Origin of the sequence: Paenibacillus gallinarum (assembly GCF_014836635.1) — a bacterium.
GTDB classification, from domain to species: Bacteria; Bacillota; Bacilli; order Paenibacillales; family Paenibacillaceae; genus Paenibacillus; species Paenibacillus gallinarum.
Window position 1 is genome coordinate 24,663 of record NZ_JACSQL010000016.1, and the last position, 12,484, is coordinate 37,146.

The window sequence follows — 12,484 nt, forward strand, 5'->3', positions numbered from 1 at the left end:
GCTGTTCCTTAGGATTAAAGAGGACAGCTGCCTTTTGTATTATTCAGAATAGGATAATGCTTATCTTACAAATTAATTTTGTACCTCGCATATAAAGGATTTGGCTCTATTGAGATCAAACGGTGGAAACAATGAATCGTAAATGTCAGCGCAATCGTTGAAGATGGTTGTAAATCATGTGATAAAAGCGATTGTGTCGGGTTCAATGTCGTTGAAGGCAACCGTGGACTAAAATAAAAATTTAATATTGAGTATGGAAACCCCACAAGCCTTAAGGCTGTGGGGTGTTGTTTCTTTAGAATCTATGTCTATAGAGTTAAATGTCCTACTGTTACTAATGTGGGAGGTTAGCTAACTGATAACCCTTTTCGCTTGCATAGGTAAAGGAACTAAATAACCCTTTACAGATCGTTATTTCTAATTTAGGTATGTTTGCAGGGTCTGTTTATAGCATGAGTAGTATGCTCAAAGGAATAAGCAAGGCTGATCAATTTTTTTCGCTGTATAAAAAATGAAATACCAATAGGTTGAGTTATCTCAGAAAAGAGTAGATATCCTGTCATTGCGAATGATCAAGTAGTCGTCAGAGCCTCATTCCAACTCTTTTTATGTACAATACATATGTATCGAATACTGTTTTTCCTTTTTAATTTAATGGCTTGATTTCATAAGAATTTATATGACCTAAAGCCTTTGGATTGAACAGTGTGTCTCTTACATGCTCTATCTCCTGCCTATGATCATTGATGGGTATGTGTTCTTTTTTGCAAATTTATAAAGCAGATAATTGATCCCGAAATATTCATGAATCATCTAACAAAAAGTGGAACTTATAAAGATCATGTTTGGTATAAAGATAAAAGATTGACTAAAAATCAAAAGCTAAACCGAGTAGATAGCTTCATGAGTAGAGCTTATTTCAAAGAATTAGTAACAGGCGCAAGAGTATACGCATCAGCCAGGGTAGGTTGATTGTTCAGAATTTTTGATAGTCTAGGAAAGTGGTGGAACTATAGAAAATTAGTCACACATGGTATGACAAGCTCATATTATGCTGTACATCAAGTAACTTGCTCGACGAATACAACTTAACTGACGAGTTAATAAATTGACAAACAAGTTTACGATAAGACTGAATCAGACCTAACTACGGAAATGGTTCATTGGAAATTCAATAAGTTGTATTATCAATGAATTATTTGTTATGTGCACGACCGATGTCATTACTAATTAAGTAGAGGACGGTGGCTTAAAATGGATTACGGAAAATTAGCTATAGAGAGAAACGGTAAGTTAAAGGAAGAATTGACTGACGTCGGAATTTTTATTTCGCAATTTGGTGCTTTAGGAAATGGTTCGGACGATTCACAAGCATTCAAGAAGGCTATAGAACAACTAGGGGGAAAGGCTGGAACTATTATATTAAACGGTTCGAAAACATATGGTATAAAGGATACAATTACGATTCCTCATAATGTAAGTATTGAGGGTAATCTAGCAAAGATCATCCCAATAGACGGTGGGACCTTTACAGGATCATACTTGTTTTATGTTAATTCAAGATTATCGAACAAAACCATTGAAAAATGGGGGGGAGAAGTTGTCTCTACAATAAGGAACTTAAAGTTTGAGAACCCGTTTCTTATTCCTAACGTGAAAGGGTTTTATACTAGAGGAAAAACTAGCTTTAGAAATATTACTTTCAAGTCTTTCTACAAAGGTTTATTAAAAGAAGGAACTGAGGATTTTGATTATACCGATATGATGCACATCGAAACTTTATACTTTATAAATTGTCTTGGAACCGAAGCTTTAGTCGAGATTAAGTATAACGGTGATGGATTGTTTATCGACCGATGTCACACTTCAGGATCTGGGGATAGCAACTATAATTTCCTTAACCTTGAGTTTTGCAATGGTGGCAAGATTGCTAATTGTATCAATGGGGATATCAAAATATATAAGTCATCTGCTGTTTCAATCGAGAATAATCACTGTGAGCACGGTAAAATAACAATAATATCTAGTCAAGTATCTCTTCGAGATGGGTATCATTGCTACCATAAGGAGTATCAGCCGATTCCAATATCTATCATCAGCGCAGCAAACGATAAGCCCTCTATGCCTTGTGTCATCGAAAATTATACAATAGTTCATCATAAGGATAAAGGCAATCTCGCGAAGAACTACACGGATACAGATTATTTTGATGCTTACTTCAAAAATGTCAATGTGAAAATCACAAACTTCTTCAGACGTTCGATGTTCGAAAGTGATCCATCATTTGGCATGTCTACAGCGGTTAAAATCTCATTAGATGGGACCACATTGTTCAGAGATTGGGAGAATGCAGGTCAGTTGTATTCCAAGGCTAGTTATGTTTCAGACAATAAAATATTCACTAGTATTAATGAAACAAGTTTTTTAAGCAATTTTATTTTGTTCGGTATCTCACTACCAAATCATTCTACTTTTGACGAGGAAGTAGGGACATATTATTATCAGATTATTTATTATTTTGGGTCTACAGATAGGCTGATAGGGAAATGGGGCGGAGGGGAACAACGCACTGATGTGACCGATGTGTTGAATCAAGTCCCTTACCTCAACATTTCATATAAACCTGAAATGCAGCTCTCCAAAATTTGTTTATATCGTGGTAAGGTTTCTGGAGAATATTCACATTATGTGTCTATACCTATTGGAAACGGGGTTAATATCTACGATTATGGATACTTCATTTCAACTGGAGAGCGTTGGATAATGAGGAAGAAGGGGTCTGCTGAACCTTTTAATTCAGCGTATATAAAAGTTAAGTTAGAGGGGGAAAATGTTATTGCGTATGGTACAGCGATTCCAGTTTACGGGATATGGAAAAAGGGAGATCGTATTGTTAATATTGAGAAGTATCAGCTTGGTGAACCAGGGAAAAAATACATTTTAGAAGAATGGGAATGTATTGCAACAGGAAGCCCAGGTTCTTGGATAGAAAAGCGGTATTTAACCAGCGACTAAGTTAAATATTAAAGGATGAAGTAGTAGCAATTATAGTTAGTGAAATATTACTGTAAGTATAAAAGTTATAAGCACAGCTTGTTATTCTGGCCGATTGTTAATTCAAGTGCGACATTTTTTCAAAAGATTATGGGCAGTTCTCCATCCTAAAAATTTCTGTTGGTTTATTGTTAATTGTTAATGAGATGGAGAGCATTTCCTAGTTCTTCTTCCATCACTTCTCATTGGAATCATGCTGCCATGGAGAATAAGGATCGGAAAAATAGACTCATAATCCATAGATCTCTTTATGTTCATTGTAGCTAACAAATTTTTACGCTGTTCGAGAGATGCTTTTGGGATGCCGTGCAGTTGAATAATACATCTTTATGATAGTCCTGTACGATTAGATATTTTTTTCTGCACAATCCTTATTTTTTGATTTTTGTATGAGTTTATGCAATGTAGTATGGGTGACCTGCATAAAGCCACTGGTAAATGGATAACCATTCTGAGCAGATTTTTATACGCTACCGCATGGAAATTTGCTCGGCAGACCAGGTTTCATAAAAATGTTTCTTAATCTCATTACCGTTTCCTTTCGTCCATTTTTCTCAGAAACTGCTACTCGATGCTGAAGATATTGCTACTCAGACATAATTACAACAATCTGAGTATTGAACTCGTTTCAACTCCCCGCTAGTTGTAGTGTGATGATGAACCAGTTCCTGTGCGATGGAGCCTAGGAAAAACCTTAGTTGTTAAAGGAGTTCTATATTACTTCTTTTGACTATAGTGATATGTGAGTAGCTCATAAACTGAGATATTGGATTGGCATATTTTTTTAAATAAAAGTAGCTTTTTAATTGGATCTATGCTATACTAAGTTTATTGAATTGTTGACCTGAAAAATTCGCATAGCGTAGAGGGTTATTCTTCTAAAATAATAACCTTGTCCCCTATGTGTATTTTTATTTAAGGTAAGAATTTCATGTAAATTTAAAAATTAGGTGGTAATAACAATGGAAACAGGAACAGTAAAATGGTTTAACGCAGAAAAAGGATTTGGCTTTATCGAAGTTGAAGGCGGAGACGATGTATTCGTACATTTCAGCGCTATCACTGGAGACGGATTCAAATCTTTGGACGAAGGACAACGTGTTGAATTCAACATTGTTCAAGGCCAACGTGGCGCACAAGCTGAAAATGTTGTAAAACTATAATATCAGCTTTAAAAAGCCCTAAACATTATGTTTAGGGCTTTTTTTTATTTGAAATTACATTCAACGGTAAAGGTGTGGAAGGGATCTATGTAACCTAGATTTCTTCACAAAAACCCCGTTCCCTGAGTAAACAAGGAACGAGGCTTTATATAAAGAACAGCTTTTTACAAACTCTCTACTGAATTAATGAAGATTCAGATAGAAGAGCCTTAAAGTCTGGGTTTATTGTCATCGGTTATTACTGTTCTCATTCTCCAACTTATAGTTCTAAGCTATAGGTTAGATTATCTCCAAGTGGTTACCGTCTCCACAGGCAGGCGGTAGGATTCGAATCCTTCGCTGGCTGCTTTGCCGATGGTAATGAGCATAATCGGTACATAACGATCTTTATCAAGGCCATACACTTCAGCGATTTGATCCTTCTCATAACCACCAATAGCATTGGTGTCGTAACCGTGTGCACGTGCAACAAGCATAAGCTGCATGGAGACAAGACCAGCATCTAATACATTGGTTTCTCTTAGTGTTGTTTCAGGCATAACATCATAAAATTGCTTGATTGCGCTCATCTGACCCTCTTTCACTTCATTAGGCATATATCCTAACTCAACCGCTTTTTCGTAAATTTCTTCGATATAATCAAAGTTATCCATATCAGCAAAAACAGCGATTACCGCTGAAGAACTCATGACTTTATCTTTGTTGAATTTCGCAAGGTGGCTAAGTGTTTCTTTTCCTTCTTCGCTATCGATAACTACAAAACGCCATGGTTGCAAATTGACGGATGAAGGAGCGCGTGTGGCTTTTGCTATTATTTCTGACATTTCCTCACGGCTAATTTTTACGGTAGGGTCATAAGTTTTAATGGAACGGCGTCCCAGTGTAATTTCATTAAAATCGTTTGTTTTCTGAATGTTATGCATAGTATATTCCTTCTTTCGGTATGTTCATTTAGTTGATCCGTCAATATTTGACCCATCAATGTTTGATGTATCAACAATATATAACACTCAAACCGTTTTTGCAAATACATAAAATGACATCACGAAAAAAGGCTCTGAAAATAAAGGGTTCTCCTCAATAATGAAGATAAGCATAAGATCAATTTTACTGAACGGCACGGTTTTTAAGACGAGAAAATATATAAATACATAAAAGGAGTAGCTTTTTAGTTGGAGCTGTGCTATAATAAGTTTATTGAAGTATTGACCTAGCGAATTCACATAGCGTAGAGGGTTATTCTTTAAAAATAATAACCTTGTCCCCTATGTGTATTTTTATTAAGGTAAGAATTTCATGTAAATTTAAAAATTAGGTGGTAATAACAATGGAAACAGGAACAGTAAAATGGTTTAACGCAGAAAAAGGATTTGGCTTTATCGAAGTTGAAGGCGGAGACGATGTATTCGTACATTTCAGCGCTATCACTGGAGACGGATTCAAATCTTTGGACGAAGGACAACGTGTTGAATTCAACATTGTTCAAGGCCAACGTGGCGCACAAGCTGAAAATGTTGTAAAACTATAATATCAGCTTTAAAAAGCCCTAAACATTATGTTTAGGGCTTTTTTTTATTTGTATTAAATTTATTTAAGTCTATATAGACGAGGTGGATCAGCGAAACTATGGCCTAATCTTATCGCTTTTTGATAGTACATGAATAGTAGTTAGAACATATGCGAACACTTTTGAGAGAATGTTTGTCGATAAAGTGGTCTATGCTCAAATACAGGCATCATGATAAATGGAGGAGTTATCAAATATAAATGGCTAAATCCATCGTAGAAAAATTAAATTTACATAAATACAATGAAGTGGCTGTTTTGAATGCCCCAGAAGGCTCTGATTACTTAGCTGAATTAACAGGTTATGATACAGAGCTTAGAGATCATCATGCATATGATCTTATTTTTGCTTTTGTGCTGGATATGGATTCATTAAAAGCCCTGGTAGATCGTGTGATTGCGAATCAGTATCTTCAGACAGGCGGATATCTCTTTGCAGCGTATCCTAAAAAGGGAAACAAAGTCTATCCCACATTTATTCACCGTGATGAATTGTTAGAAGGGCTTGGCAGTGATGAGAATGGATATGTAGGGACAAGTAATATCAAATTTGCGCGAATGGTGGGATTGGACTCCATCTTTACCGTAGTTGGACTTAAAGAAGACGCGAAGAACAAGCAGAAAGCTTCCTCTAAACCAAGCGGGTATGTAGATGATTATATTTCATACATACCAAGTGTCGAACAGGATCTCTTAGATACGCCGGATTTACTTGTCTTCTACCAATCATTAACCCCTGGCTATCGCAAAGACTGGGCACGTTATGTCTACAGTGCAAAACAAGAGGAAACGATAGAAAAACGACGTGAAGAGATGAAAATGATCCTTCGTAAGGGGTATAAAAGTCGTGAACTATATCGCCGAGACCAATCTTAGAAAGTCGTATAAAATAAGCGGTGGTACACTCATCTAAATGGGGGGCATCGCTTGTCCAATGAGAAGGAATAGCACCTATCTAATTTATTCCACATTATACCTGTATAAATGAGTAGCTAAATGTCCTCAGATGTGCTATAATAAGTTTATTGAAGTATTTGACCTAAGAAAATTCGCATAGCGTAGAGGGTTATTCTTTAAAAAAATAATAACCTTGTCCCCTATGTGTATTTTTATTAAAGGTAAGAATTTCATGTAAATTTAAAAATTAGGTGGTAATAACAATGGAAACAGGAACAGTAAAATGGTTTAACGCAGAAAAAGGATTTGGCTTTATCGAGGTTGAAGGCGGAAGCGACGTATTCGTTCACTTCAGCGCAATCACTGGAGACGGATTCAAATCTTTGGACGAAGGTCAACGTGTTGAATTCAACATCACACAAGGACAACGTGGTCCACAAGCTGAGAATGTTGTAAAACTGTAGTATTCAGTTTTCAAAAGTCCCAAACTTTAGGTTTGGGGCTTTTTTTATTTCTAATCTTTTATTCGGACACAAATAGAGCCAAAGCCATATTATATAATGGCTTTGGCTCTATTTGTTGTTTATACGTTCTTCTAAGGAACAATACATTATGAAGCCTCAAAAGTTCCACACATGTCATTGTATGTTATTCCTTAACAAGGAACAGCTGAATTAACATTTCGTAAGAATAAATGAGCATCGTGTTCACATCAAAATCATAATCTGTCATTTCGGATTCAAAGGCATGATTAATAACCGAAGACAAAATAAAGATTAATAATTCTACGGTTTGATCTTTACCCACTGGTGTAGGTGTATTCGGAATAGTTGGGCATTGAGGGATAAAGACCCCTTTTTCAACTCCCTCTCGATAGATTTCTCGAACACATTCTCTTCGATTTTCACTAAACGCTCTAAATTTCTCCCAATCCTCCGGAAAATACTTCTTCAGTTCATTAAGATGTCTCTTACGGAGCGTCTGGATGTTGTATAGATAAAAAACAGCGCGCAGTTTTTCGACATAATCATGTTTCTCATGAATGATTCGGTTCAGTTCCTCTCGGTCATTAGCGATAAACGAATCACAGATCGAGCTGATCAAATGATTTTTGTCTTTAAAATGGAGATAGATTGTTTTCTTGCTGATTCGCAAATTATCTGCCAGTTCGTGCATCGTGAATTTACGGAATCCATACTCGTCGATTAACTTTTTTCCTTCTTCGATAATCCGTTGTTCAGTATTCATATCAGCACCTCCTCTGTGAAGTTTATATATTCATGGAAAATATAAATACCGAGATACCTTATTATACAGATTATAGTCTCCAGTAAAAATGATAAAAAAACGAACTAATTTTAGAACCTGCTTATTTATATGGCTCTGCTAAAGAATTAACAGTTTGTTTCAGGTTTATGCAAAATGGCACAATACTTGCAGCGACCAAGCAAATGCTCATTACGATATATGCAGTTACAAAAGAGCCACCTGATTCAGTCACAAGATTGCCAATGATGATAGGGGCAATAATTCCTCCCATAAATGCCCCAATATTGATGACAGAGAAAGAGGAACCGATGATCTGATTGGATACTAAGCGATACGGTAACACCATGTAGGCCGTGAAGGCAAACATAAGTAAGATAGAAATGGCATACAAGAGTAGAACAGTGATGACAAAATGAGTCGAATAGATAAACCCGATTAGACAAGCTGCAGCAGCCAGAGAAGAGAGAGTAATGAATGTTTTCTCCTTCTGTTTAAAATATTTGTTGATCAAGATGCCAGCCGCCATCGTAGCAACTGCCATAAGTATAGAATTACTCGTTAGCAGATATCCAATTTTTGTGTTGTCCATCATATGAAAATTAGCTTTTAAGACGGATGGCAGCCAGGAGATAACTCCCGTAGCTACTAAGTTCGTAAATAACATGCCAAGCGCAATATAGAGTACATTTTTTTCTTTCCATGCATCAAAAAGAGATACAGACTTCTTCGATTTTGTTCTTTTCGGAGATTGCTCTTTTTCTTTCACAAATATAAACATCATCAACCACAAGGCAATATAAAAAACAGTGATTAACCAGTAAGCAACTCGCCAATTACTATTGATTATTTGTGTTCCAATAGTAAATGCGAGGACACCGCCAACTCCAGCTGTGGCAAGTGCTTTAGATTGAATAGAAGCATGATGCTCCCCGTCAAAATTTGTGCTTATAATTTTTGGTGTACCGGTTGTATAACTTGCATGCCCAAGACCAACACCCATCCGCATCAGGGCCAGTGCAATCAATGAGCTGGATAAACTAAAGAAGATGGTAAACAGAATGAGGACAAACAATGAGGATAAAATAAATTTACGATAACCAAATCGGTCCACCAGCCATCCTCCAGGAATCGTAATTAACGTAAAACCGATATAGTAGACACTAAGAATAATTCCCGTTTGATTCGGCAACCAGTGGAATTGATCACCCAAGGCCAAAACAGTCATCGAAATCATATTTTTATCCATAGAGATAAAACTGCCCATAATTAAAACAGTTATCGCAATTTTCCATTGTTCTTTTGTCAGTATCACGGTGTGCACCTCATATGCTGTAAACTTTATCGATCATTTTAATAAGATCAGCCTATTAAAAAAGCTAACTACAACCAATGAATATTGGCGAAATCGTTGTAGTTAGCTTTTATACTTATCAATTATCTGAAAAAGGGAGGAAAAAGGTTAGTTTTGTCAGGTATAGCCTTGATTAAGCGTTACTTCCGACTGCTTGTTCTGATTGTTGCAAAGATGCAGATTCATATTTAGGTTTTGTTTTAGCTGCAAGGAAGTACAAAGCGGCACTTACACAAGAAAGTACAATGAGCACAGTTAAAACTAAGCCATAAGAATTATTAATCCCATACACAACTCCACCAAATACGGCACTGAGTGCAGTTCCTAAGGAAGAGAACATAGAAACCGTCCCAAAGATGGAACTGAAATCTTTTTCACCAAATAGGTAAGCTGTAATGTAAGATGGAGCGATCGTAAGTGCAGTTGCACCAAATCCTGTGAATGTTGCATAGAGAATACCTGCGATTTGTCCATCTGCATGTCTTAAGAATACAAAGCTGAGTACGTTACAAATTCCTAAGAAGAAGATCATAAGTGTTAATCCCATCTTGTCAAACATTCTGCCGACGAGCAGCTTGCCGACAATGACCATTGCTGATCCCAAAGATAATAGGAATGCAGCTCTTGACGAAGTAGCACCGATATCTGTCAAGAATGGAGCAAGGTTGATAATCATGGTATTCGCAACGATACCGGTTACTATAATAGCAGCGCACAAGATCCAGAATGATGGTGTTCTTAATACATCTTTTTGGTTCATACCCGTTAACACTTGATTTTTATTTTTAGTAGGCGCTTGACCAAGTGGTGTCAAACCCATATCCGACGGGTGGAATCTGACAACAAACGCAGTCAGGGGAACGATGGTAACAGCAATCATAATCCCTATGATCAGGTAGGTTGTTCTCCAACCCACTGAACTAATCAAGGAACTTACGACGGGACTCAGAATAATACCACCTAAGCCGCTACCTGATAAGGCAATACCTAGTGCTAATCCACGTTTCTCATTAAACCAGTTCGTAATGAGCACGGAAGAGGGAACAATGGATCCTGCAATGAGTGAAATACCTTGAAGAACAGATAGTGCATAGAAAACATAGATGTTACTTGCAAAAGAAAATCCGACAAATGATAGTGCACCTAGAAGGGTACATACCGTCATAAAAACTCGAATATTCACTTTTTTAAGTATTTTCCCCGCGATCGGAGCTGCTACTAAACCAACCAATGTAACGATGGTAAAGTATAGACTGAACTGAGATCTTTCAATACCGAGCTCCTGTGATACAGGGTCTGTAAAAAATGAGATTAAGTTAACAATTGGTGTGAATAGGAATGTCATTGACATAAAGGCTGTGATTACGATCCACCAGCCATAGAACATTTTGTTGTTTTTAGCCATGATTTGCACCTTCCCGAGTTAGATATGAATAATCTCTATTCTTGTCCCAATAAATCCAAGATTAATTGAACTTCTACTTTTGTACCGTTAACCAATGCTTCTTCCATTACTCTGAATTTAGGATGGTGGTTCATATAACCGCATCCTTCCTCTTCTAAGCCGGCGCCTAATAACATGAAGCAGCCTGGAACGACTTTGGTATAAGCAGAGAAATCCTCACTTGCCATTAGCATAGGAGATTCATAGACTAAATCTTCACCAAGCACTTTCGTAGCAGATTGATATGCAAATTCAGCAAGTTCAGGTGTGCTGTAAACGGCAGAATATCCACGGACATAATCAAGTTCAACCGTAGCGCCGTATGCAGCAGCTACATAATCAATAATTTCTCTAACCCGTTTTTCCATTAAATTGCGAATTTCTTCATTTGTCGTACGAATGGAACAGCTTAATGTAGCCGTATCCGCAATAATATTAGGAGCTTGGCCGCTGTGGAATTCACCAATGCTTAAGATCGCCATTTCGCTCGCTGGAACATTACGAGATACAATACTTTGGAGTGCCATAACCATATGACTGCCGACTACAATGGGGTCAATCGACAATTCTGGTGTAGAAGCGTGAGATCCTTTGCCTTGGATTTTCAAGAAGAATCCATCAGCTGCAGTAGTGGTATAACCTGTTTTTACAATTCCAAGAGAGCCTGTTTTTAATCTTGGGATAATGTGAATGCCGAAGATTTGATCTACGTCCTTAAGTACACCTGCATCAACGAGTTCTTGAGCACCGCCAGGCACTTGTTCTTCTGCATGTTGGAAAATAAATTTAACGGTTCCGGCTAGTTTATCTTTCATACCGGATAGTACACTTGCTGCTCCGAGCAACATCGCAACATGAGTGTCATGTCCGCAAGCGTGCATTACACCGTCATTAACAGATTTGAAATCCACATTGGTTTCTTCTTGAATGGGCAAAGCATCCATATCTGCTCGAAGTGCAATCGTTTTTCCATCTCCCGCACTGCCGACTAAGGTAGCAACTACACTGGTTGGGGTAGGGCGTGTTAATTCAAGATTAGGAAAAGTAGATAACGTATCATAAATATATTGAGAAGTTTTAAATTCTTTGAATGAGAGTTCAGGATGTTGATGAAGATGTTGTCTCCATTCCGAAATTTTCTCTACAGGTATTTGATCAAACCAGTTCATCATATTAAAAAACTCCCTTCTAATTGAAAGATAATATTGTGAAACAATTCACACATCAAAATAAATATGAAAATAGAAAAGCTGACTTTAGTAGAAATAAAGGGTGAACGTTCTTTCTTGGGTACCAGCAACAAAGGACTGTTCTTGTCTATAAATCTAGAATATCACGAAACTAAAAAACTTTCTATAGTTTCCTAGTGTTTAATTTGTGAACGCAAAAAAGAGATTTCTAGTAGGTTTTGGAGAGCGTGTTGTGAAAAATAAGATGCCTATATGTGTTACAAACGCTTGTTATATTCACTACAAGGTGTGTTTTTATTTAAACGGTTAGGCGCAAAAACGTGCGTTTATAAATAAATTAAATTTTTATTGTTGTAAACTTTATCACTGATGGATAAAGCGATTTCTGTCCTTCGGTATCATGAATCAAAACATAACGAATAGAACAAATTGTAAAAAATAGAAGTTTTTAAATTCTAGGAAATCTGTTATTATGAAATCAGTAGGCGCATTCTTAGTAATATGCAAGCGCATACAATAGGAAATATGCAACTTAACATTCTAGTCTTAT

At 36.8% G+C, this 12,484-nt stretch carries 10 protein-coding genes; 5 read left to right on the forward strand and 5 right to left on the reverse strand.

The genetic code is table 11. The features are described 5' to 3' along the window. Positions 1–1,254 precede the first annotated feature (1,254 nt). Both H9647_RS22465 and H9647_RS22470 read left to right on the forward strand, forming a co-directional pair. On the forward strand, positions 1,255–3,015 hold the full coding sequence (locus tag H9647_RS22465; RefSeq protein WP_191804273.1) for a hypothetical protein: 1,761 nt from the start codon (positions 1,255–1,257) through the stop codon (positions 3,013–3,015). A gap of 1,001 nt (positions 3,016–4,016) precedes the next feature. Continuing rightward, positions 4,017–4,217, forward strand: a complete 201-nt coding sequence (locus H9647_RS22470) for a cold-shock protein (protein ID WP_160036789.1) — start codon at positions 4,017–4,019, stop codon at positions 4,215–4,217. A 284-nt stretch (positions 4,218–4,501) separates the two neighbouring features. Here H9647_RS22470 and H9647_RS22475 read toward each other — a convergent pair whose 3' ends face one another. After that, entirely contained in the window at positions 4,502–5,140 is a 639-nt protein-coding gene (locus tag H9647_RS22475; RefSeq protein WP_191804275.1) for a nitroreductase family protein, read from the reverse strand. Between the two features lie 404 nt (positions 5,141–5,544). On the opposite strand from H9647_RS22475, the gene H9647_RS22480 reads away from it, so the two are divergent. The 3 genes from H9647_RS22480 to H9647_RS22490 all read left to right on the forward strand — a co-directional run bounded on the left by H9647_RS22480 (position 5,545) and on the right by H9647_RS22490 (position 7,144). After that, positions 5,545–5,745 carry a cold-shock protein gene (locus tag H9647_RS22480; RefSeq protein WP_160036789.1) on the forward strand — a complete coding sequence of 67 codons (201 nt, stop codon included), beginning with the start codon at positions 5,545–5,547 and terminating at the stop codon, positions 5,743–5,745. Between the two features lie 239 nt (positions 5,746–5,984). Continuing rightward, on the forward strand, positions 5,985–6,659 hold the full coding sequence (locus tag H9647_RS22485; RefSeq protein WP_191804277.1) for a YdeI/OmpD-associated family protein: 675 nt from the start codon (positions 5,985–5,987) through the stop codon (positions 6,657–6,659). 284 nt (positions 6,660–6,943) lie between these two features. After that, entirely contained in the window at positions 6,944–7,144 is a 201-nt protein-coding gene (locus tag H9647_RS22490) for a cold-shock protein (protein ID WP_160036793.1), read from the forward strand. A 184-nt stretch (positions 7,145–7,328) separates the two neighbouring features. Here H9647_RS22490 and H9647_RS22495 read toward each other — a convergent pair whose 3' ends face one another. The 4 genes from H9647_RS22495 to H9647_RS22510 form a co-directional block, all read right to left on the reverse strand. Then, a complete protein-coding gene (locus H9647_RS22495; RefSeq protein WP_191804279.1) occupies positions 7,329–7,928 on the reverse strand; it encodes a TetR/AcrR family transcriptional regulator in 600 nt (199 codons plus the stop codon). 121 nt (positions 7,929–8,049) lie between these two features. Next, positions 8,050–9,261: an MFS transporter gene (locus H9647_RS22500; RefSeq protein ID WP_191804281.1), complete on the reverse strand. Its 1,212-nt coding sequence runs from the start codon at positions 9,259–9,261 to the stop codon at positions 8,050–8,052. Between the two features lie 172 nt (positions 9,262–9,433). Then, complete coding sequence (locus H9647_RS22505) at positions 9,434–10,705, reverse strand: MFS transporter (protein ID WP_191804283.1); 1,272 nt, start codon at positions 10,703–10,705, stop codon at positions 9,434–9,436. A gap of 35 nt (positions 10,706–10,740) precedes the next feature. Further along, a complete protein-coding gene (locus H9647_RS22510; protein WP_225229506.1) occupies positions 10,741–11,916 on the reverse strand; it encodes a M20 metallopeptidase family protein in 1,176 nt (391 codons plus the stop codon). Positions 11,917–12,484 lie beyond the last annotated feature (568 nt).

What these genes read in the sequence shown, in the direction of transcription:
- H9647_RS22465 (WP_191804273.1), top strand. Translation starts at nt 1,255, where the DNA reads ATGGATTACGGAAAATTAGCTATAGAGAGAAACGGTAAGTTAAAGGAA.
- H9647_RS22470 (WP_160036789.1), top strand. Translation starts at nt 4,017, where the DNA reads ATGGAAACAGGAACAGTAAAATGGTTTAACGCAGAAAAAGGATTTGGC.
- H9647_RS22505 (WP_191804283.1), bottom strand. Translation starts at nt 10,705, where the DNA reads ATGGCTAAAAACAACAAAATGTTCTATGGCTGGTGGATCGTAATCACA.
- H9647_RS22485 (WP_191804277.1), top strand. Translation starts at nt 5,985, where the DNA reads ATGGCTAAATCCATCGTAGAAAAATTAAATTTACATAAATACAATGAA.
- H9647_RS22510 (WP_225229506.1), bottom strand. Translation starts at nt 11,916, where the DNA reads ATGATGAACTGGTTTGATCAAATACCTGTAGAGAAAATTTCGGAATGG.
- H9647_RS22490 (WP_160036793.1), top strand. Translation starts at nt 6,944, where the DNA reads ATGGAAACAGGAACAGTAAAATGGTTTAACGCAGAAAAAGGATTTGGC.
- H9647_RS22480 (WP_160036789.1), top strand. Translation starts at nt 5,545, where the DNA reads ATGGAAACAGGAACAGTAAAATGGTTTAACGCAGAAAAAGGATTTGGC.
- H9647_RS22475 (WP_191804275.1), bottom strand. Translation starts at nt 5,140, where the DNA reads ATGCATAACATTCAGAAAACAAACGATTTTAATGAAATTACACTGGGA.
- H9647_RS22495 (WP_191804279.1), bottom strand. Translation starts at nt 7,928, where the DNA reads ATGAATACTGAACAACGGATTATCGAAGAAGGAAAAAAGTTAATCGAC.